Below are 21,899 nucleotides of genomic sequence, written 5' to 3' on the forward strand. Positions count from 1 at the left end.
CCTGCAATTGATATGGCTGAAGCACTGTAATTTTACCGCGCTTCAGCCAAGCAGGACACATTTAATGCAGTGGCAGCAGTTAACTTTGCTTAGGTGGAATAAATCTCCTCATCTTTCGCTGGTGACCTTTACAGTAGTGAGGCCAGGCATGAGAGATGTACTGCAGCGCTTCTTTGGCAGCCTGCTGTTCCGCCTCTTTCTTTGAATGACCGGTGCCCCGGCCGATTTCTTTTCCCCGGTAAATCACACCGGCGGTAAATGTTTTGTCGTGATCCGGCCCTTCCTCTTTTAAGATCACGTAGTTTATCGGTTCGGGCGAATGCTGCTGCAACAGCTCCTGCAGTTCGGTCTTATAGTCCTTTTCTAAGCGTCCGGCAACCACATCATTAATTATCGGCTCCAGTTCCCTTAAGATTATTTTTCGGGCCACCTCTAAGCCTTTATCCATGTATATTGCACCCAAGAGCGCTTCAAAGGCATCGGCCAAAATACTGGGACGTTCCCGACCCCCGGAGCGCTCCTCACCTCGGCCCATACGCAGGCAGTATCCCAAGGCAAGTTTACGTGAAACCTTGGCTAAGGAGGGCTCACACACAACCGCCGCCCGGAGTTTAGTTAATTCTCCTTCGCTGCAATGTGGAAATTTACGGTACAAATATTCACTGATCACTAATTCCAACACCGCATCGCCCAAGAATTCCAGGCGCTGGTTGTGAGTTAGCCCTAAGTGTCGGTTTTCATGGGCACAAGAACTGTGGGTTAATGCTTGATAAAACAAGCTCGGGTCTGACCAGTCAATGCCCAGCCTTTGCTGCAAGCGGGCAATAAACATACTGGATTTGTACAACATTTTTCACCCGACCTTTAACCTTCATATTTTTTAAAGGCAATGGTTACGTTATGACCGCCAAAACCAAAGGAATTGGATAATGCCACTCTGACCTCTTTTTCCCTGGCTTTGTTTGGCACATAATCCAGGTCGCAATCCGGATCCGGTGTTTCATAATTAACGGTAGGATGGATGACACCGGTGACAATGGTTTGTATAGTAGCTATTGCCTCCACCCCACCGGCAGCACCCAACAGGTGTCCGGTCATTGACTTGGTAGAACTGATCGGAATTTTATAGGCATAATCGCCAAATACACGCTTAATGGCCATTGTTTCTATTTTATCATTAAGATCTGTCGACGTACCATGAGCATTGATATAATCAACTTCTTCAATACTGAGATTTGCGTCTAGCAGCGCTTCTTTCATCGCCCGTACCGCTCCGTTGCCATCCGGATCCGGCGCTGTGATATGGTAGGCATCACAAGTGCTGCCATAACCCACTATTTCTGCATAGATTTTTGCGCCACGATTTAAAGCGTGCTCTAATGTTTCTAAAATTAATATACCTGCTCCTTCCCCCATGACAAAACCGTCCCGCTGAGCGTCAAAGGGTCGACTGGCTTTTTGCGGTTCGTCATTGCGGGTGCTCAGTGCTCTCATGGCACAGAAGCCGGCTACACTTAAAGGAATAATCGGGGCTTCCGTTCCGCCGGTAACCACTATGTCTGCACCGCCGTGCTGCAGCAGTCTAAAGGCGTCACCAATGGCATTATTACTGGAAGCACAGGCGGTAATCGCGGTAATGTTCGGGCCCTGTAACCCGTAGGCAATTGCTACCTGACCCGCCCCCATGTTGGCAATCATCATGGGAACAAAAAAGGGACTTACCCGATCCGGCCCGCGGTTTAACAGTACCTGCGTTTGTTCCCACAATGTTTCCATGCCACCGATACCGGAACCGATAATTACACCGATGCGTTCCCTTTTTTCCTTTTCCAAATCCAAGCCGGCGTCTTTAATCGCCATGCCGGTGGCAGCAACGGCAAATTGCGTAAATCTGTCCATCCGCCGGGCTTCTTTTTTATTAATAAATTCCGTCGGATCGAAATCCTTTACCTCTCCCGCTATTTGAGATTTATACCCAGACGGGTCAAATTTTGATATTTTGCCAATTCCGGAGCTTCCGGAAACCAATGCTGACCAAAAATTATCCACTCCTATACCTACCGGCGAAATTACCCCCATGCCGGTAACTACAACCCGCTGTTTGCTCAAAGCTGCACCTCCAAGAAGATATATTTTTCTAAAAAAGTCCCGTGGAAAACCCCGGGACTTTTTGCTTCAGGTTATCGTTTTTATATAGCATCCTGAATATACTTAACAGCATCGCCAACAGTGCGAATTTTCTCTGCCTCTTCATCCGGAATTTGTAAATCATACTCTTCTTCCAAAGCCATTACTAACTCCACAATATCTAACGAATCAGCGCCAAGATCGTCAACAAAAGTACTGTTCATTGTAATCTGGTCGGCATCAATACCCAGTTGATCGGAAATAATTTCTCTTACTCTATCAAAAACTTCTGCCAACAGATTCACCCCCTCTCCAAAGTAAGTCCGCTGTTATTATTTCATAATTGTAGTTAAGCCGCCGTCGACAGCAATTACCTGCCCGGTAATGTAACCGGCCGCCGGGCTACACAAAAATACAACCAGCTCGGCAACTTCTTCAGGAGTCCCCAATCGCCCCAAAGCTATGCGGTTTAATAAATTATCTTTTACTTCCTGCGGCAAGCCAGCCGTCATCTCGGTGGTAATAAAGCCCGGAGCAATGGCATTAACGGTTATGTTGCGGGAGCCGACTTCACCGGCCAAGCTTCTGGTTAAGCCGATTATTCCTGCCTTAGCTGCCGAATAATTTACCTGCCCGGCATTGCCTCTTAACGCCACTACCGAACTGATATTGACTATTCGACCGCTGCGGGCTTTAATCATCGGACGCATCGCTGCCCGACAACAATTAAATGTCCCTTTTAAATTGGTATTTAATACCGCGTCCCAGTCTTCATCTTTAAGTCGCATAATTAGATTATCTCTGTTAATGCCGGCATTATTCACTAGAATATCCAACCGACCAAACTCTTTTACCGTTTGATCAATCATTGACTTTACCTGTTCGGCATCCGACACATCTGCTTGGATTACCAAAGCACGGCGCCCATTTTCCCTCACCATGGCGGCTGTTTGTTCAGCGGCTTCTGCCCGACCGGCATAGTTAACAACCACATCTGCACCGGCCTTAGCCAATGCCACAGCTACTGCGCGTCCGATACCGCGGGATGAACCCGTAACGACAGCAACTTTTCCATCAAGAACCATTTTAGCCAACCTCCTCAAGTTCCGCAAGAGCTTTTTCTAATGAGGATCGATCTTCCAAGTTTAGCGCAGTCGCACTCTTGACGGTTCTTTTAATCAATCCGGTCAGTACTTTCCCCGGACCGACTTCTATAAAAACATTGCATCCATCATTAAACAGCCGCCGCACACTTTCCTCCCAGCGTACCGGGCTGTACACTTGTTCAATTAATTTTTGTCTGACATCGGCCGCCTGTCGCACGTAGTCTGCTGTCACATTGGCCACCACATCAATTTGCGGATCATGAAATGTAATATTTTTCATCGCCTGGGCTAAATTCTCTCCGGCTGCACGCATATAACTGGAGTGAAAGGGCCCGCTAACCGCCAAGGGCACTACCCGCCGGGCACCGGCTTCCTTAGCCAACTGCATCGCGGCTTGCAGGCCGCTTTGACTGCCGGCAATTACCACCTGTCCCGGACAGTTGTAATTAACGGCTTCTACCCTGTGCCCGCCGGCAGATGCCTGAACACAAAGGTCATTTACGGTATCGGCATCCAAGCCCAACACGGCAGCCATACCGCCCGTTCCTTCCGGTGCCGCCTCCTGCATATACTTTCCTCTCAACCGCACCAGCTTTACCGCATCCGCAAAAGCCAATGCTCCGGCACAAACCAAAGCGGAATATTCGCCTAAGCTGTGGCCGGCGGCAGCTTGAGGAGTAACTCCCCGGGCCATAACCACCTTTAATGCCGCCGTACTTACCGTCAACAGCGCCGGCTGCGTATTTACCGTCTTATTTAATTCCTCTTGCGGCCCTTCAAAACAAAGCTTGGTAATATCAAACTGCAGTGCTTCGTTAGCTTGTTCAAATATCTCCCGGGCCTCGGCAAAGTTTTGATACAAATCTTTGCCCATGCCGACATACTGGGAACCCTGGCCGGGAAACACAAACGCCAGTGACAAATTGTTACCTCCCTTGAGACAGGTTCATTAGCACTTGATTTGCCCCGTCAATGATATCTTTAATAATGTCTGCGACCGGTTCTACTTTTTTAATCATTCCGCAAACTTGACCGGCCATTACCGAACCATATTCAATATCGCCGTCCACCATCGCCGCCCGCAGCTTGCCAACACCCAGTTTTTCCAGTTCCTCCGGAGGAGTGCCTAAGCTCTCCAATTCGATGAACTTCTTGGCCAGCTTATTTTTAACTACCCGCACCGGATGCCCGGTGCTGCGGCCGGTAACAACAGTATCACGGTCTCTGGCTTTGATTAAAACTTGTTTTACGTTGTCGTGAATGGTACATTCTTCAGCACTCATAAATCGCGTGCCCATTTGTACGCCTACCGCACCTAAAGCTAAGGCCGCTACCAAGCCGCGTCCGTCAAAAATACCGCCGGCAGCTATTACCGGTATGTTTACCGCATCAACTACCTGGGGCACCAAAGCCATGGTAGACAGTTCCCCCACATGACCGCCGGCCTCGCCGCCTTCGGCTATCACCGCATCAACACCGGCACGTTCCATACGCTGGGCCAACGCAACCGATGGAATTACCGGAATTACCTTAGTACCTGCCTCTTTCAGCCTGGGTATGTATTTACCCGGATTGCCGGCGCCGGTAGTCACCAGCGAGACTTTTTCCCGTACGACAATATCTATTATTTGCTCGGCATACGGAGACATGAGCATGACATTAACCCCAAAGGGTTTATCTGTAAGCTGTTTCACTTTGGCGATTTGTTCTTCCAACCATTCCGGAGGTGCGGTACCGGAACCAATCAAACCCATTCCCCCGGCTTCGGAAACTGCCGCCGCCAATTCGGCAGTGGCTACCCAAGCCATGCCTCCTTGGATAATAGGATATTCAATGCCCAGCAAGTCACATAATTTTGTTTTAAGCATCATTTCCCTCCTTAATTTATACCCAGCGTACCGCTGCCGCCGCCCAGGTCAGGCCGGCACCGAATCCAATCATCACCACATTATCGCCTGATTTAATACGTCCTTGCTGTAAAGCCTCATCTAAAGCAAGAGGTATTGATGCTGCACTGGTATTGCCATATTTGTCCACATTGGCAATTACCTTTTCATAGGGCAGGTTCAGCTTTTTTACCGCATGATCGATTATCCTGGTATTTGCCTGATGCGGAATATATACGTCAATGTCGGAAATGCTTAAACCCGCTTTGCTCAATATTTTTCTGGTCCCTTCTTCCATTATCCGCACCGCGAACTTAAACACTTCTCTTCCCTGCATTGTGATATAAGGCTTAACATTGCAGCACTTTCTTGAACCTGAACCGGGAAGCATAAGCAGGTGGCTACCCGCGCCTTCTGCACCCAAATGTCCGGCCAAAATTCCCTGTCCTTCCGCTACCGGGCCAAGCACCACCGCTCCGGCGCCATCGCCAAATAACACGCAGGTACTGCGATCCTGCCAGTCAACAACCCGGGAAAGCACTTCTGAACCAATTACCAGTGCATATTTAACAGCACCGGAAACGACAAACTGCTGGGCAGTTACCAAGGCATAAATAAATCCGGTACAACCTGCAGACAAGTCAAAAGCCCCGGCATTAACGCAGCCCAGCTTATCCTGCACTATACAGGCAGTGGCAGGAAAATACATATCCGGTGTGCAGGTGGCGACGATAATAACACCGATTTCTTTGGCGGAAATATTTGCGTTCTTTAACGCCTTTTGGGCAGCAATTACGGCTAAGTCTGATGCTGCCTGTTCCTCAGCGGCAATACGGCGTTCCTTAATACCGGTGCGTGATACAATCCACTCATCGCTGGTATCTACCATTTTTTCCAAATCGTAATTGGTCAGAATTTTTTCCGGTGCATAACTGCCTACACCCAATATTCCGGCCTGGAGCAGTTCCTTTGCCATTAATGCTGTTGCCTCCTTGAATTAAAATTTAATTAATGCTGTCTTTAATTGCCGTAACCAGGCCTTTTTCCACCGATTCTTTAGCAACCCTCACCGCATTTTTTATTGCCGGCGCCTGCGAGCTGCCATGACTGATAATACTTACCCCGTCAATGCCCAACAGCGGCGCTCCGCCGTATTCAGAATAATCAAGACGTCGTTTTATGTCTTTAAGCAGGGCATTAAATTCAGTTATATCTACTTTTTCTGCCATTGACGCCAGGCCTTGTTTAAGCAGCTGATAAAGAAATGCAGCCACACCTTCAATTGTTTTCAAGACAACATTGCCGACAAAGCCGTCACAAACGGCAACATCCGTGTCGCCAAAAAGCAGCTCACGGCCTTCCACATTGCCGGCAAAATTGATGCTTTTTGTCTCTTTTAATAATTGGTAAACGCTTTGCGCCAATTCATTACCTTTTCCTTCTTCGCCGCCGATATTAACTAACTTCACTCGCGGATTCGGTATATGCAGCACTTTCTCCGCGTAAATAGAACCCATCAGGGCAAACTGCTGCAGGTGGTGCGGTTTACAGTCAGCGTTTGCACCGGCATCTACCAACACCAATGAACCTTTAAGGGTGGGAAAAACGGTAGCGATAGCGGGGCGATCTATGCCCTTAATTCTGCCTAAACCAAACAGCGAGGCAGCCATCGCCGCGCCGGTGTTTCCCGCCGAGATCACTGCAGCGGCTTCTCCCTGCTTTACCAACTTGTTGGCAATCACAATACTGGCGTCCCGTTTGCGGCGAATTGCCGCCGCCGGATGTTCGCCCATTTCAATCACATCATGGGCATGTTCGATTGTAATTAAACCGTCAGCGTAATCACCCTTTAATTGCTTTTCAATCGTTGCTTTATCGCCTACTAAAACAATTTCTTGCTTGTACTCTTTGGCCGCCAACAGAGCACCCTTAACTATTTCATCCGGAGCGTAATCCCCTCCCATGGCATCCAATGCAATTCTCATACATTTGCCTCCTCTGTCAATGCAAATACTGTAAACATGCCTTCAAAAACAATTTTATCTTTTACTTTGGAAATTACCGATACCCGATGCTGGTTATCTCTCTTGGCAATGATGTTTGCATAAGCAACTACTTTGTCACCTAGCTTTACCGGGTGGCGAAAGGTAACTTTTGCCGTACCGGTAAGGGCAACGGTGGCGTCAACCAGTGCCACTGCCAGTGAATTGGCCTGAGCGAATAAGTGGTGACCGCGGGCCACTAAATTCTTTTTAAATACCATATCTCTGGTAATGGTAAGAATTGAATGGCCGTTTTTACCTACTACTATATCCACTAACTCTCCTACCAACTCACCCTGTGACAAAGATTTTAGCGGCGTCCTCTCCCCTCGGGCAACACTCTTTAAGCGTTCCCGATATTCGGGTATTTTTAATTCTGTCCGGTCAAGGCGAATGGTTTGAATGCTGACATTTAAAATTTCAGCCAAGTCTTCATCCGTTAAAAACGGATTGGTCTTGATGTATTCCGCCAACCGTTTTTGGCGTTCTGCCTTGGAACCGCTTTTTTTAGCCATCTCTATCACCTTATTTAGTACCTGGTACCAAAATAATTATACCTAAAAATGTAAAAAATGCAATAGATAACGATCTGATTCTTTAATAATTGTTTTAGATTCATAAAGCAGCGCAATTTAAGGTTATGCTGCAAAAAAGCGGGTGTAGAGCCGGCATTTTAAGCACAAAAAAGCTGCTGTACGTAAGCATTTTGCTTACTGCACAGCAGCTCGGTAACGCAATTGCATTATGCATTTACTTCTTTAACTTCTCTTTCTTTATAATGGCCACACTCCGGACATACACGGTGGGGCATAACTAATGCGTGGCAATGTGAACAACGCACCAAAGTGGGCGCGGTTAATTTCATCACTACCGCACGGCGGCGTCTATTTCTTGTTTTAGATCTTTTTCCCTTGGGCACTCCCATATCTCACACCCCCTTACCCAAATAGGTGTATATACATTATTTTTTCAATAGGTCCTGTAGCACTGCCATTCTGGGGTCAATATCTTCATCGGCACAATCGCATTTGCTGTGATTTAAATTCGTGCCGCATTTGGCACATAAACCTTGACAATCATCTCGGCAAACTTGCCGCATCGGAAGGGCCAAGCGGATGGCGGCCATCACTTCCGGCAGCAGATTGATGTGGTCTCCCTCAAAAGTTATGCAGTCTCGAAGATCCTGGTCGGTTCCTCCGGCAGCTTCTTTAGCCACATACTTTTCATTGAAATCTGCCGTCAAAGGATAGTCAAATTGTTCCAGACAGCGTCCGCATGTAAGCTTAACGACCGTTTTTACTGTACCTTTCGCTTCCAAATGGGTACCGCAATTGGTCACATCCAAAATAAGCTCGAGGGGCGCTATAAATTGAATTTCATCATCCAAGCCTTTTAAATGCTGCGGTTCCCTTTTTAAGTGATATTGCCTGGATTCTCCGACCGCTTTTTTTATTTCAGCTACATTAATATGCATAAGATACCCACCCCAACTTCAACAAAAATCATTATAGTAATCACAGCTTTATTTGTCAAGGTATTTTCGTTGATATGTTTATCTTGCCCCCATGGTCTAATCTTAATAAGTTCCATGTATATATTTTAAGAGGGACAAAACCGAGGTGAAAACACTTGTTTACCCTTTTATCCGTTATATTGATTAGTTTACTGATTATCTTTAGAAGAACACTGACAAATTTTTTAAGTTCCTTTCCTTTGAGCTACGGCAAATTATTTTGGAGCACCATGGTAATTTTTTTTATTCTGGCTATGGTCACCCAACCGGCGGTTGTTTTTGAAGGCGCCACGGTCGGCTTAAATGCCTGGTGGAATATTGTTTTTCCGTCGCTGCTTCCTTTTTTTATTGCTGCGGAATTGATGATGAGTTTCGGTATCGTTCACTTTATGGGCACCCTACTTGAGCCGGTAATGAGGCCGGTTTTCAACGTCCCCGGTTGTGGCTCCTTTGTCATGGTAGTGGGATATACATCCGGCTGCCCCATTGCCTCCATGATTACCGCTAAATTAAGGCGCGCCCGGCTGCTCACCCGGGTGGAAGCGGAGAGACTCATGTGCTTTACCAATAATTCCAGTCCGCTGTTTATGCTGGTAGCGGTATCCGTCGGTATGTTCAATAATGCCAATTTGGGACTGATTATTGCCGGCGCCCACTATCTGGCCAATTTAACGCTGGGGTTAATGTTAAAATATTACCGCAAAAACCACCGGGAAGCCGGCGGGGCTAATAACGCAAAAGGTAGAGTTTTTTACCGCGCTTTAGAGGAACTGGCAAAAATTCATCAAAGTGATCGCCGGCCGCTGGGAAAAATATTAGGTGATGCCGTAGTCAATTCCATTAACAATTTACTTAAAATCGGCGGATTTGTCATTCTTTTTGCCGTCATTATTCGTATTCTTACCGAAATGGGCTTTATCGGTTTAATGGCAAAAATCCTTGGCTACTGTTTATCTCCTTTGGGATTTGAACAAGAAATATTTAAAGCCATAGCCAGCGGTATTTTTGAAATGACACTGGGCACTAAACTGGCCAGCGAAGCTTCCGCTCCGCTGTTACAGCAACTGATTGCCGTTGCCGTTATTTTAGGTTGGAGCGGTTTGTCAATTCATGCCCAAGTTGCCAGTATGATTGCCGACACCGACATTCGCATCTATCCCTTTATTATCACGCGCACCGCCCACGCGTTCATCGCCGGATTATATACCTACATGTTATGGAAGCTGCAAAATAAATTTTCTGCCAATTGGTTAACGGTACCCACTTTAACTACCGAGCTGGGGAATATTCAATCTGTTTGGGCTGCTTCTTGGTATAGTTTCAAGCTTTTTATTTTGATTACTTGTTTAGTCATTATTTTCGGCTTTTTTACCCAAATGTTTCTGCAGTTCAAAAACTCTAAGGTTTAATAAAAGAACGGTTATAAAAACATTAAAACAAGGATAAGCTAAGCCCGATCCGGCATGCTAAATTTTAAGCAAAATTTATACAGATACTAAGGAGGAGTTATTACTCAATAGCACTAATATCTCACTAAAAATTACCTAATGCATCGTCGCTGAGAAAACAGTCGCTATTAAGATTATGTTTTAGGAATTTATAGAAAATTACCTAAATTTCATCTTTCTTGCCTAAATATACAGAATAATGTATTATAAATTATAAAAATAACAAAAAATAAGTGGCGGTGATTAGATGACTGTTTTAGCAGACTTTTTCAAGCCTAATTCGGTGGCAGTAGTAGGGGCATCCTCTAAACCGGGTAAAATTGGCAATGCTGTACTTAAAAACATTATTGCCAGTGGTTTTAAAGGGCAAATATATCCGATCAACCCCAAGGCAAAAGAAATTGAAGGGTATAAATGCTATCCAAGCCTTTCAGATATCGGTGCAAAAGTAGATTTGGCCGTTTTGGCTATTCCGGCCAAAGGCTGTTTAAGTGTTGCCGAAGAGGCCGGTAAACTGGGCATTAAAAACTTGGTGGTTTTAAGCGCCGGTTTCAAAGAAGTAGGCAGTGAAGGATTAGAGTTAGAAAAGAAACTGCGGGCTATTGTTGATCAGTATGGCATTAACATGCTCGGCCCAAACTGCGTAGGCTTTATTGACACGTCTATTCCGATTAATGCCTCTTTCTCTGCTGCCTACCCCAATAAAGGAAATATTGCTTTTATTTCACAAAGCGGCGCTATGATGCTTTCCATTATAGACTGGAGTTTGTCAACGGGTATTGGCTTTTCTCGCTTTGTCAGCCTGGGCAATAAAGCCCAGTTAAACGAATCCGACTTTTTTGAGGCAATGGCCAATGACCCAAACACCAAAGTAGTTATTGCCTATATTGAAGATGCTTCCAGCGGCGAAAGATTTATTGAAGCAGCGCAAAAAACTGCCTATAAAAAGCCGTTAATCATATTTAAATCCGGTACAAGCCAGGCCGGTGCACAAGCTGCCTCTTCCCATACCGGTGCATTGGCCGGCAGTGACTTAGCTTACAGTATCTCTTTTGAAAGAGCAGGAGTTATCCGTGCCCGCACGATGACCGAACTGTTTGACTTGGCAAACGCCTTTGCCAACCAACCGATCCCCAGCGGCAGAAGAGTGGCGGTCATTACTAATGCCGGCGGACCCGGTGTTATTGCTACAGACGCAATCGAAAACCATGAATTAAGTATGGCTAGGTTTACACCGGAAACCATTGAAAAATTAAGGGAGGGATTGCCGGCAGAAGCAAACATTTATAACCCGGTTGACGTACTGGGAGACGCCCCCACATCAAGATACAAGCTGGCGCTGGAATGTGCACTTGCCGACCCCAACGTTGACAGTGCGGTTGTTCTAGTCTGTCCCACGGCGGTAACGGAAGCCAAATCTATTGGTGAAACCGTGGTTGAGTTGCATAAAAAATATCCTTCCAAACCGATCTTTACGTCCTTCATGGGCGGGCCCTACCTAGAAGAAGGCATAAAAACAGTTGAGAGTGCCGGCATTCCTAACTTTATTTTCCCGGAACCGGCGATATACTGCATTAAAGGTATGGTCGATTACCATGAAGCTAAAATGAAACATGCCACTAAAGAAACATCTGCTCTGAAAAATTATAAAGATGTTGATCAAAAATCAGTTAAGGCAGTATTTTATGACGTTTACAGAGATAACCGACGCGTACTGTTGGGCAGCGAAACAGTGGCTGTGGCCGATGCCTACGGCATACCTGCAGCCCCTACAAAGTTAGCCACTACCGTTGAAGAAGCAGTTCAAATCGCTGAGGAAATAGGCTATCCGGTAGTACTCAAAGTTGCATCGCCAAAAATCTTACACAAAACCGACGTTGGCGGTGTAGCTGCTAACATTAACAGTGCCGCAGAAGTACGCGAAAAATACCTTAACATTATGGAAAGTGTTCAGCGTTACCTACCGGATGTAGTGCCTCATGGTATTGAAGTACAAAAGATGATGCCCAAAGGCACGGAAATAATCATTGGCATGACCAGAGACGTCAACTTCGGTCCGATGATTGCATTCGGTTTAGGCGGCATATACGTCAACCTGCTTAAAGATGTATCTTTCCGCTTAGCAAAAGATATTACCCTTCAAGAAATCGAAGAAATGATTAAGGAAACCAAGGCGTATACCTTATTAAAGGGCTATCGCGGTGCAAAGCCGGATGACATTGATGCTGTAATTGATACTATTGCCCGGGTTGCTAAACTTGTCGTTGATTTTCCGGAAATCACGGAAATGGATATTAACCCTGTATTTGTTTATCAAAAAGGCTTATCCGCTTTAGATATAAAAATTACTATATCGTGAGGTGTTTAGAATGCAAAACCTCTATATTACCGGTACAGCAGGTAGTGCCAAAACCGCTTTTGCCGTTGGCTTAGCACTCAAGCTTAAGCAAGAAGGTTATAAGGTGGGGTATTTCAAACCTGTTGGCACTACCGCTACAGGTAGCGTCGATGAAGACGGTTTGTTAATGCAAAAGGTATTAGATATCCCCAAACCTTTGGAAACCATTGTGCCTTGCATGACTAGCCCCTATTACATGACTCGTTATCATCAGCTGGCTGAAGTTGAAGAAAAAATTACTGCCGCTTTTAATGAGCTATCTGAAAATTACGAGCTGCTGCTCATTGACGGGGCTATTTTCCCCCATGCCATGGCAAGTAAAAACCTGGATGCAGCTTCTTTAGCCAAAAAATTTAATGCTGCCGTGCTCCACATGATTAAAGTGAAAAATGACTTTAGTCTGGACAAAGCAATGCTTTTTAACCGCTACTTTACCTGCCAGGGCCTTAAAGTAATCGGCAATGTCTTCTACAACGTACCGCGTCAAATTATGGCTAAATGTGAAGGCTTATATAAAGAAATCCTAGCAGAAAGCGGTTTTGACACTTTAGGCGTTGTCCCGCACCAAACCGAGCTAACCGCCCCCACTGTTGAACAATTCTATCAAGTGCTGGGTGGCGAAATCCTAACCGGAGAGGATAAACTGGACCGTCCGGTTGAGGAATCAGTAGTTGGAGCAATGACAATAGAAAGCGCTTTAAGCTACCTGCGGCGGGCAGTGAATAAAGCGGTAATTACCGGCGGGGACCGTGCTGATATGGCCTTGGCCGCTTTAGAAACCGATACTTCGGTATTGATTTTAACGGGAGGTTTATATCCCGACAACAAGGTTGTTGCCAAAGCAAAAGAAAAAGGAGTACCGGTTATTTTAGTTCATCATGATACTTTTGCCACCATTAGAAAAATGTCTGAAGTTTCCAGCCGCATAAAACCCAATGATCAAAACAGTATTGACATTGCCTTGCAAAATATTGAGCAGTATGTAGACTGGCAATCCTTGGTTAAGAAGTTAAGTTAAATTTTACAGTAGTATTTGGTTCTAAAAACCCGTGCAAAGAAACATGCTTCTACAGCTGGGAAAATCGGTGACATGTCACCGATTTTTCAGCACAAATTTTAACTTGGGAAAATCAACCGGCTGTAAGCACCGATAAAAATCATTTAACAAGTTAGAAAACAGCGTGTTAAACCCTCCCGGGCAACATTACTCAAACTTATAATCCGCAGTGCCCGGTGAACCTTCAAATTTTACATGCACTGCGGCCGACCGCAAAGGCCGAGATAAGCTTTTGCAGACTATAATAAAAAATCACCCTAAAAGGGTGATTTTTTTTATTTCATTTTTCTCAGCTCTTCTTGACCGGCCTTCACCTGTGCCAGTGTTGCATTTAAGCTATCCACAATCTTGCCTAAAACTTCTTCCGCATAGTCCCGGGCGCCAAATTTAAGTTCCTCGGCTATTCTTTCCGCATTTTGAATAATCTCATTGGCCCGCTGTTGGGCCATTTCTACAATTTCACTTTCCTCAGCTTGTTTGGCAATTTGTTTTTGTACATTCTCCATCAGCTGCTGTGCTTCTTTTTTAGATTCACTTAAAACTTTTTCCCGTTCTCTGATTAATAGCTTAGCTTGTCTTATCTCATCCGGCAACGAGGTTCGGATGCGATCGACATAGTCCAAAAGTTTGTTCTCATCAACCATAACTTTGCTGCTTAGCGGTAATCTGGGGCATCCCTCAATCATTTCTTCCAGCTCGTTTAAAATTCTCAGGAGCTCCATAATCTCCTCCCCCTAAAATTAATCCCTACTTAAATTTTTCTTTTAATTTATCTGCTACCAAAGGCGGAACCATACAGGTTACATTGCCTCCGTAAAAAACCACTTCCTTCACCGAACTGGAACTGATAAAAGAGTATTCTGAACGAGTCATAAAATAAACAGTTTCTATTTTAGGTTCCAGTTTTTTGTTAGTTAAAGCAAAAATAAACTCGTTTTCAAAATCGGTAATTGCCCTAAGCCCCCGGATAATTACCTGGGCACCTTGCTTTAAGGCAAAATTAACGGTAAGGCCGTCAAAGGATTCAACATAAACGTTTGGATAATCCTTTAAAACTGCTTCTAACATCTCCACTCTTTCTTCGGTAGTAAACAGCGGTTTTTTGTTCGGATTACTCGCTACCGCTACGATCAGTTTGTCAAATAAATTTGCCGCCCGTTCAATGATATCTAAATGGCCGTAATGAATCGGATCAAAGCTGCCGGGATATAACGCTACTCGCATAGACTGTTACTTCCTCTCCTGTTACAATGATTTCTGATAAAAGCTGATTACTGTATCTCCATAAGTTTGCCGTCGAAACAATGATAAACCTTGCACGCTTTCCGGAGGCATATCCTTTTTACCGCTTTCCGCGGCCACAATGCCGTCACTTGCCAGCAATGCATTTTGGGCAATTACTTCTAACACTTTTAAGTAATAACCGCTGTTGTACGGCGGATCAATATATATAATATCAAAACTGATATTTTGCTTTGCCAAAAGATTAAGAGCTTTAAAGACATCTTTGCCGATAATTTTGGCCTGATCGACAAGTTTCGTTTTTATCAAGTTTTCTTTAATTACCGCCAATGCCCTGGGATCTTTTTCCACCAATACCGCCTGTTCCGCCCCCCGACTCAGGGCCTCTATAGCTATACCTCCGCTTCCTGAAAATAAATCCAGAAAGCTGCAGCCCGGTATTTTAGGGGCTAAAATATTAAATACTGACTCTTTTACCCGGTCAGCAGTTGGCCTGGTATCAGTGCCCTTGGGGCCTTTTAGGTGAAATTTTTTAGCCTTTCCTGCAATAACCCGCAAAAAACACATTCCCTTCCTTCTTCGCGTTAATTATACCATATAGTGTAAAAAAAATCGATTTTTTTAGGATATTATTAAGCAACCTGCATAAATTTACCCCCTTGGGCAACAATAAAGGCAACATAGCAAAGGAAGGAAGTAGTTTATGAAACTGGATTTAAAATTCTTATCTTCCCTGGGAATTAATTTAGATTTGGCCCTTGAAGCCCAGGAAGTTGTGCGCGGTCAAACTGATCAAGAAATCCCTGGGGTAGCAATGGACAAAGAAACTTACGATAATGTGGTTGTCACTACCGTAAAAGTTTTAGAAAAATCCGCCGAAGAAATTATGGGAAAACCCCAGGGAACATATATAACAATTGAAGCACCGGCTATTAAAGATAACAACCGGCAAGAACATCAAAAAGTGGTGGAAATATTAGCTAAACATTTGAGAAAAATAATTAATATTTCTCCCCAAGGAAATGTACTGGTCGTCGGTTTAGGTAACTGGAACGCCACTCCTGATGCGCTGGGCCCTAAAGCCGTCGAACAAGTGATGGTTACCAGGCATATCTTCAATTACGCGCCAAGTGAAGTGCGTGAAGGCATGCGTTCGGTAAGCGCAATCGCTCCGGGGGTGCTGGGTATCACCGGTATAGAAACGGCAGAAATCATTAAGGGTATTGTTGACAACATCCAGCCGGAATTAGTCATTGCCATTGACTCTTTGGCTTCACGCAGTGTTAAGAGAATTGCCACTACCGTGCAAATCGCAGATACCGGCATTGCCCCCGGTTCCGGCATTGGCAACAAGCGCAAAGGCATTAATAAGGAAACTATGGGTGTGCCGGTGATTGCCATCGGTGTGCCAATGGTGGTACATGCCGCCTTTATTGCCCATGATGCCATTGATGCGCTTTTCAATCGCTTTCAGCACAACCCTGCCGTTTTACAGGTTTACCAACAGCAGGAGGTACAAGAAGCCTTAAACGAAATATTGGCTAACTTCGGCGGGCAATTAATGGTCACACCTAAAGAAATCGATACATTAATTCAAAATATATCTAGAATCATCGCCGGCGGGATCACCGCAGCCTTACATCGCAATATTTCTGCCGAAGAATTCAGCATGTACTTGCAATAAAAAGAGCCCAAACGGAACAAGCGGACGAGTCCCGTCCGCTTGTTCTACACCAACCTGCCAGAGCGCGCTCAGCATTTCAAGGGTGCGGTTGGGAAGGCACCCTGCGAATAGTTGGGGTGTTTGCATTTTAAGAAAAGTAATTACTGCCGAGGTTAAATTTGGCAAAACTGCCGTGATCTGTTTTAGTTAATGCATCTGCCCCGGTGAGAGGTGCTTTTAAACCCGGTACAGGCTGTTTTTTCCCTTCTAAACCTATTTCCTGGGCCACTTCAAACATAAAGTTTTGTTGATTGGCATTCATGGGAAACTCGGTTTTCCTTCTCTTTGCCATTTAAAGCACCTCCATGTTGGCCAACTGTGTTATTAATATTATCAAATAAAACACCCGCAACTATACCAGTAAGTTCAGACCATTTTATTTTCATTAATTATTTATTTTGATATTTTTATTGATCATTTATTCTGCTGTGCACGGTAGCAATTGTTTGCTCCTTTAATTTTTTCGCTTGAATTTTTATCTCTTCTTTTTCTTTTTTCGCCTGAGCGGCAAAATTTTGATCGGCAATTGCCGGAAGGTTAATGTCTACATTAAGCAGCACCGCGTTTATCGCCGCTTCAATGGTATAGGCGGCTACACCGGCGTCACTTATCACCATTTTGTTGCCAATTTTAGACATTCTCTCTGTTAATGATAATGCCTCCAACAGCACCTTGGCCGTTTGCAACGGCACCTTTGTCGCCGCCTTGGCAGCTTCCTGTAAGGCCGCTTCCCGCTTGGCTTTTTCCTGTTCATTATTGCGGGGCAGTTTGTAGGCAGCCATGTAGTTGTTAAATACTTCAATATCGGCAGCAACCATTTTTTCCAGCCGGTAAATGAGATAGTAAGCCATGCCGGTTATTTCTTTTGCTTCCCCTTCCACTGCCCTATATTTCTCTTTGCCAACGGTCAGGTTTCCCACCATGGCCGTCATGGCCGTGCCCAGCGCCCCAATCATGGCGGTTACACTGCCCCCTCCGGGTGTGGGAGCATCAGAGGCCGACATAGCCAATATTTTTCTAAAAGATTGATCAAATACATCGTTCATCACTTAGATCCCACCCTCTACTGCAATTATTAGCCTTTTTTCAGGCCACTGACTTTTAGGCTTGCGGTGCTTATGTCACCGCTTTTTCCGTTATCCAATATATAATAACGGAAATTATCAATAACCAGTGTCTTTAGTATGGCCAAATACTCGCGTGAAAAGTAATAAAATTTATCTTTTGCCGGTGTTTCTGCCGGTAAACAAAGTACGGTAAATCCCTGCTGCCGGGCAAGCATTTTTGCTCTCAGCATGTGAAAGTCACTGGTCAAGATAATAATTTTAATGTTTTTTCGCCCGTCAATTTGCGCCAGCTTATTTTTGGTAAAGAGGATATTTTCAAAGGTATTGGCAGATTTGTCTTCTATAATGATTTGCCCTTCCTTAATTCCGTGACCTACCAGATATCTTTTCATCGCCTCCGCTTCCGTTATTGTTTCCCCCGGGCCTTTTCCGCCGGAAACTATTACCTTTATTTGGGGATTTGTTTGCAGATAGGCTAAAGCTTTTTTCAATCTGCTTTCTAAAAGGGGCAGCGGCTTTTCCCCGCTAAGCCCCGCACCCAAGATCAGCATGTAGTCCGCTTTTTCCGAGTCTGCAGCAAATGGCCTTGTTCCGTAATAAAACAGCAAACCCTCAATCACAAAAAATGACAGGAGCAAAGCTGCCGCTAAATAGATCATAATTCGCCTATATCTCATATTTCACCTTTATATTAACCGATATGCAAAAAGTCTGCATTTTTGCCGTATCGCAACGACAATTCCTTAGCCAGCAATTGATGTTCAGGTTGCGCGAGCAAAGGATCTTTCTGCACGATGGCAAAGGCCTCAAATCTGGCACATTCCATCGCCTGTCGGTCACGGACAATATCGGCTATTTTCAATTCCGGCAGTCCCGACTGCCTGACACCGAAAAACTCGCCGGGGCCCCTCAGCCGCAAATCCTCCTCCGCCAGGGCAAATCCGTCAGCGGTATTAACCATTGCTTTCATGCGCATTTTGCCTTCTTCCGTCTTAGGTGTGGCCACCAAAATGCAGTAGGACTGCTGCTGACCGCGCCCCACTCTGCCCCGCAGCTGGTGAAGCTGGGCCAAGCCAAAGCGATCGGCATCCATAATGACCATTACCGTAGCATTAGGTACGTCTACCCCGACCTCAATGACGGTAGTGGAAACCAAAATCTTCATGCTACCCTGACGAAACGCGCTCATCACCTGTTCTTTTTCTTTTGCTTTCATCCGGCCGTGCAGCAAGCCAAGGCTATACTCCGGAAAAACCTTTTCCCTTAACTCGGCGGCAAAATCAACGGCTGCCTGTACATCAAGCACGTCTGATTCATCAACCAGGGGACAAACAAAATATGCTTGATTACCTTTTTTTATTTCCCGCTCAACCAAACGATAAACGTCATTTAACGCCTGTTCGGTAACATGATAGGTGCGCACCGGTTTTCTGCCCGGCGGCAAGCTGTAAATTACCGACATATCCAAGTCACCGTACACTGTTAAGGCTAACGTGCGCGGTATCGGTGTTGCCGTCATTACCAGCACGTCAGGATTGTTGCCCTTTGCCTGCAGGGCCATCCGCTGTTTAACGCCAAAGCGATGCTGTTCATCTACCACCACCGCCGCCAAATTGCGGAAAGTTACCACTTCTTGAATTAAGGCATGGGTGCCGATGACCACCTGCACTTCTCCCCGTTCAATGGCTTGGATTAATTCCTCCCGTTTTGCCCCTTTCACGTTGCCGGTCAACAGGCCCACCTTAATTCCCAGGGGTTCCATCCAAGCAGACAAGCCAAAGTAATGCTGTTCGGCAAGTATTTCCGTCGGCGCCATTAGCGCCCCCTGCAATCCCGCATCTACCGCTTTAGTGAGCATTAAAGCGCTGATTAATGTTTTTCCTGAGCCGACATCGCCCTGCAGCAGTCGATTCATCGGGTAGGGGCTGTCCATGTCTTGTTCAATTTCCTGCCATACTTTAATTTGGTCTAAAGTGGGCTTAAAGGGCAAAGCCCTTAATAATTGTTTAACCCTTTCGCCACTGCCGTTACGATAACTGTGTTTTTTTTGCTGCACCTTAATTTTTTGCCGAATTTTCGCCAGGGCCAATTGCATTAAAAAAAGCTCTTCAAAAATAAATCTACGCCGGGCATGTTTGACATCATTGATATTGCTCGGGCAGTGAATATGGTAAAATGCTTCAGCAAGTTTAGGCAGTTTATATTTGGTTAATAAATCCGCCGGGATAAACTCGGTTAATTCTTTAACATGGGCTAGACTGTTTTTAATGATCGTGCGCATCACTTTTTGACTGATCCCCTCAGTTAAAGGGTACAGCGGCACAATTTCCCCGCTGTCCAGCTCGGTATCCTTGACGGGTTCACACTCTACCACCTGCACTTGGGTTTCGCCGCGATAGCTCTTGTCCACTTTGCCGAAAACTAAAATTTTCGTTCCTGCCGGGTACTGCTTCAGCACATATCTTTGGTTAAACCACACCGCAAAAAAAACGCCCTGCCCATCGTCAACAGCCAGCTTAATAATAGTAAGGCCTTTTCTCGGTTTAAGTTCCTGCCCGTACAAAACCCGCCCGATGACCGTGGCCATTTCACCGTGCATATATGTATGTGCCGGGCGAATATTGGTCCGGTCCTGATAATCCCGGGGAAAATGATAAAGTAAGTCAAACAAAGTAAAGATATTAACTTTTTGCAGTGTTTTAGCCCGTTTGGGCCCTACCCCTTTTATAAATTGAGCTGGTTTTCGAAAAATATCGTTCATCAACGATCACCTATAATTATTGTAACATCTACAGACAATTTGTTATAATAACTGTCAAGGAATTTACTTTGAAAGAGCGATAAAAATTGCTTTTAAATAGGTTGTGTTTATGTTATACTATCCTAGTGAGACTTTGAAACAATTTTACCATCTTTTGGGCGGTATATAAAGGAGGTGTAGCGCAATGGCCAGAAAATGCGAAGTATGCGGTAAAAGTGTTGCTACCGGTTTTAAAGTAAGCCACTCCCATATTCGTTCTAAAAGAGTTTGGAAACCCAACCTACAACGCGTACGCGCCATTGTAAACGGCTCTCCCAAGCGTATTAAGGTGTGCACAAGGTGCCTCCGCAGCGGCAAAGTTCAGCGGGCCATATAATTTAAGTTAAAGCGGTATATAAAAAGCGGCTGAAGCCTACTAGCCAAAGGTTTGTAGCACTTCAGCCCTTTTTCGTTTAGATCATTCTCACCAAGCGATCTGTTTTTGTAATCCCGGGAATGCGTCCGCGTTTGGCAATCGGCTTGCCGTTGACTTCTTTAATATCCATCGTCATATTAATAGCACTTGCTCCGGATATGTAGCTGCCTACGCCGAAGGAATCAGCCCCCGCCTCTTTGAGCAGCCTAATGCGCTCCGGAGTTAAGCCTCCGGAGATGAAAATTTTTACGTGCTGATATCCGGCCTGATCCAACCTCGCTCTTACTTCCCTTACTAATTCCGGTGTCACTCCCCCTCTTTCGGAAGGAGTGTCAAGCCTTACACCGTCAAGCTTCGATTTTAATGCTTCAGCTACTCTTATAGCTTCTTCCGCCTCATCTTTAAAGGTATCTACCAGCATAATTACCGGGGAGCCTTCAGGCATGTACCGATGATATGCTTCCGCCACTTTTACGGTATCCCCGACAACCAAAAATACCGCATGGGGCACGGTACCGCTGGGCTCAATGCCGCCAAACTTTGCGCCCATAATATTGCTGGCTCCGGTTGCCCCACCGACAAGTGCCGCCCTTTCCATTACCGGCGATACCGCAGGATGAAGGTGACGGGAACCGAAACAAATCACGCTGCTGTCACCGGCCGCATCTACACACTCACGGGCAGCGGTAGCCCAACCGCAGGAGCTGGCTAAAATACCGAGGATAGCCGTTTCATAAATGCCAAATTTGCTGTACTTACCGGTAATGCGCATCACTACTTCTTTCGCTTCAAAAAACTGCCCTTCGGGCAGGGCAAGCATTTCTATCGGCAACCCCTGCAGCAAGTTTGTCACTTCTTTTGTTCCACACATTAACCCCGGTCGGCCGGCAAATATCTCCGCAACTACTTTGGTATCCTCCAGCCCAAGGTTTTTAATAATTTCCAGCGTCTTAATAAAATAAATATCGGTGGTGTAGCCGCTTCTTATTTCATCGTTGTCAGCGGAAAACAAGCGACCGGGAGAAAATTTCAGCTCGGATACTTCCTTCATGTTCGTGATGGGTTTGATATCCAAAACAACGCCCCCCAATTCAAAAGCGTAAATTTATCGGAA

The 21,899-nt window shown here is 45.4% G+C and carries 24 protein-coding genes; 5 read left to right on the plus strand and 19 right to left on the minus strand.

The annotated features are described in order from the left end of the window. Positions 1 to 79: 79 nt before the first annotated feature. From rnc to ACZ5NG_RS06865, 11 genes are all read right to left on the minus strand, one after another. Positions 80 to 850 carry a ribonuclease III gene (rnc, locus tag ACZ5NG_RS06815; RefSeq protein ID WP_464251071.1) on the minus strand — a complete coding sequence of 257 codons (771 nt, stop codon included), beginning with the start codon at positions 848 to 850 and terminating at the stop codon, positions 80 to 82. Positions 851 to 864: 14 nt separating this feature from the next. Further along, positions 865 to 2,079, minus strand: a complete 1,215-nt coding sequence (fabF, locus tag ACZ5NG_RS06820; RefSeq protein WP_464253123.1) for a beta-ketoacyl-ACP synthase II — start codon at positions 2,077 to 2,079, stop codon at positions 865 to 867. 110 nt (positions 2,080 to 2,189) lie between these two features. Further along, positions 2,190 to 2,423, minus strand: a complete 234-nt coding sequence (acpP, locus tag ACZ5NG_RS06825) for an acyl carrier protein (RefSeq protein ID WP_464251072.1) — start codon at positions 2,421 to 2,423, stop codon at positions 2,190 to 2,192. 36 nt (positions 2,424 to 2,459) lie between these two features. Beyond that, positions 2,460 to 3,212 carry a 3-oxoacyl-[acyl-carrier-protein] reductase gene (fabG, locus tag ACZ5NG_RS06830; protein WP_464251073.1) on the minus strand — a complete coding sequence of 251 codons (753 nt, stop codon included), beginning with the start codon at positions 3,210 to 3,212 and terminating at the stop codon, positions 2,460 to 2,462. 1 nt (position 3,213) lies between these two features. Continuing rightward, positions 3,214 to 4,155 (minus strand): ACP S-malonyltransferase, encoded by a 942-nt coding sequence (fabD, locus tag ACZ5NG_RS06835; protein WP_464251074.1) that lies wholly within the window; start codon positions 4,153 to 4,155, stop codon positions 3,214 to 3,216. A 4-nt stretch (positions 4,156 to 4,159) separates the two neighbouring features. Beyond that, entirely contained in the window at positions 4,160 to 5,101 is a 942-nt protein-coding gene (gene fabK / locus ACZ5NG_RS06840) for an enoyl-[acyl-carrier-protein] reductase FabK (protein WP_464251075.1), read from the minus strand. A gap of 16 nt (positions 5,102 to 5,117) precedes the next feature. After that, positions 5,118 to 6,095 carry a beta-ketoacyl-ACP synthase III gene (locus ACZ5NG_RS06845; protein WP_464251076.1) on the minus strand — a complete coding sequence of 326 codons (978 nt, stop codon included), beginning with the start codon at positions 6,093 to 6,095 and terminating at the stop codon, positions 5,118 to 5,120. A 28-nt stretch (positions 6,096 to 6,123) separates the two neighbouring features. Next, entirely contained in the window at positions 6,124 to 7,104 is a 981-nt protein-coding gene (gene plsX, locus ACZ5NG_RS06850; protein WP_464251077.1) for a phosphate acyltransferase PlsX, read from the minus strand. Further along, on the minus strand, positions 7,101 to 7,676 hold the full coding sequence (fapR, locus tag ACZ5NG_RS06855; protein ID WP_464251078.1) for a transcription factor FapR: 576 nt from the start codon (positions 7,674 to 7,676) through the stop codon (positions 7,101 to 7,103). The genes plsX and fapR overlap by 4 nt, the downstream gene beginning before the upstream one ends. Positions 7,677 to 7,903: 227 nt before the next feature. After that, positions 7,904 to 8,086, minus strand: coding sequence for a 50S ribosomal protein L32 (gene rpmF, locus ACZ5NG_RS06860; RefSeq protein ID WP_464251079.1), 183 nt, complete (start codon positions 8,084 to 8,086; stop codon positions 7,904 to 7,906). A 36-nt stretch (positions 8,087 to 8,122) separates the two neighbouring features. Further along, on the minus strand, positions 8,123 to 8,635 hold the full coding sequence (locus ACZ5NG_RS06865; RefSeq protein ID WP_464251080.1) for a YceD family protein: 513 nt from the start codon (positions 8,633 to 8,635) through the stop codon (positions 8,123 to 8,125). Between the two features lie 269 nt (positions 8,636 to 8,904). On the opposite strand from ACZ5NG_RS06865, the gene ylbJ reads away from it, so the two are divergent. From ylbJ to ACZ5NG_RS06880, 3 genes are all read left to right on the plus strand, one after another. Then, positions 8,905 to 10,083: a sporulation integral membrane protein YlbJ gene (ylbJ, locus tag ACZ5NG_RS06870; protein WP_464253124.1), complete on the plus strand. Its 1,179-nt coding sequence runs from the start codon at positions 8,905 to 8,907 to the stop codon at positions 10,081 to 10,083. A gap of 286 nt (positions 10,084 to 10,369) precedes the next feature. Next, positions 10,370 to 12,481 (plus strand): acetate--CoA ligase alpha subunit, encoded by a 2,112-nt coding sequence (gene acs / locus ACZ5NG_RS06875; RefSeq protein WP_464251081.1) that lies wholly within the window; start codon positions 10,370 to 10,372, stop codon positions 12,479 to 12,481. A gap of 10 nt (positions 12,482 to 12,491) precedes the next feature. After that, a complete protein-coding gene (locus ACZ5NG_RS06880) occupies positions 12,492 to 13,538 on the plus strand; it encodes a phosphotransacetylase family protein (protein WP_464251082.1) in 1,047 nt (348 codons plus the stop codon). A 314-nt stretch (positions 13,539 to 13,852) separates the two neighbouring features. Here the strand turns inward: ACZ5NG_RS06880 and ACZ5NG_RS06885 are convergent, their stop codons facing one another. From ACZ5NG_RS06885 to rsmD, 3 genes are read right to left on the minus strand one after another with little or no spacing between them, the layout of a single operon-like run. Beyond that, positions 13,853 to 14,299: an ATPase gene (locus ACZ5NG_RS06885; RefSeq protein WP_464251083.1), complete on the minus strand. Its 447-nt coding sequence runs from the start codon at positions 14,297 to 14,299 to the stop codon at positions 13,853 to 13,855. A 25-nt stretch (positions 14,300 to 14,324) separates the two neighbouring features. Next, positions 14,325 to 14,801 carry a pantetheine-phosphate adenylyltransferase gene (coaD, locus tag ACZ5NG_RS06890; protein ID WP_464251084.1) on the minus strand — a complete coding sequence of 159 codons (477 nt, stop codon included), beginning with the start codon at positions 14,799 to 14,801 and terminating at the stop codon, positions 14,325 to 14,327. A 21-nt stretch (positions 14,802 to 14,822) separates the two neighbouring features. Further along, positions 14,823 to 15,386 (minus strand): 16S rRNA (guanine(966)-N(2))-methyltransferase RsmD, encoded by a 564-nt coding sequence (gene rsmD, locus ACZ5NG_RS06895; protein WP_464251085.1) that lies wholly within the window; start codon positions 15,384 to 15,386, stop codon positions 14,823 to 14,825. 136 nt (positions 15,387 to 15,522) lie between these two features. Between rsmD and gpr the strand changes: the two genes are divergently transcribed. Then, positions 15,523 to 16,503, plus strand: a complete 981-nt coding sequence (gene gpr / locus ACZ5NG_RS06900) for a GPR endopeptidase (RefSeq protein ID WP_464251086.1) — start codon at positions 15,523 to 15,525, stop codon at positions 16,501 to 16,503. A gap of 127 nt (positions 16,504 to 16,630) precedes the next feature. On the opposite strand, the gene ACZ5NG_RS06905 is transcribed toward gpr, so the two are convergent. The 4 genes from ACZ5NG_RS06905 to recG form a co-directional block, all read right to left on the minus strand. Then, positions 16,631 to 16,834 (minus strand): hypothetical protein, encoded by a 204-nt coding sequence (locus ACZ5NG_RS06905; protein ID WP_464251087.1) that lies wholly within the window; start codon positions 16,832 to 16,834, stop codon positions 16,631 to 16,633. A gap of 115 nt (positions 16,835 to 16,949) precedes the next feature. Then, on the minus strand, positions 16,950 to 17,588 hold the full coding sequence (locus tag ACZ5NG_RS06910) for a cyclodeaminase/cyclohydrolase family protein (RefSeq protein ID WP_464253125.1): 639 nt from the start codon (positions 17,586 to 17,588) through the stop codon (positions 16,950 to 16,952). A 29-nt stretch (positions 17,589 to 17,617) separates the two neighbouring features. Next, positions 17,618 to 18,286 (minus strand): YdcF family protein, encoded by a 669-nt coding sequence (locus ACZ5NG_RS06915; protein ID WP_464251088.1) that lies wholly within the window; start codon positions 18,284 to 18,286, stop codon positions 17,618 to 17,620. Between the two features lie 14 nt (positions 18,287 to 18,300). Then, positions 18,301 to 20,370 (minus strand): ATP-dependent DNA helicase RecG, encoded by a 2,070-nt coding sequence (gene recG, locus ACZ5NG_RS06920; protein WP_464251089.1) that lies wholly within the window; start codon positions 20,368 to 20,370, stop codon positions 18,301 to 18,303. Between the two features lie 184 nt (positions 20,371 to 20,554). On the opposite strand from recG, the gene rpmB reads away from it, so the two are divergent. Next, positions 20,555 to 20,746, plus strand: a complete 192-nt coding sequence (gene rpmB, locus ACZ5NG_RS06925; protein ID WP_464251090.1) for a 50S ribosomal protein L28 — start codon at positions 20,555 to 20,557, stop codon at positions 20,744 to 20,746. 76 nt (positions 20,747 to 20,822) lie between these two features. Here rpmB and ACZ5NG_RS06930 read toward each other — a convergent pair whose 3' ends face one another. After that, complete coding sequence (locus ACZ5NG_RS06930) at positions 20,823 to 21,860, minus strand: nicotinate phosphoribosyltransferase (protein ID WP_464251091.1); 1,038 nt, start codon at positions 21,858 to 21,860, stop codon at positions 20,823 to 20,825. Positions 21,861 to 21,899: the final 39 nt, after the last annotated feature.

It is taken from the genome of Desulfovectis peckii (assembly GCF_055391705.1).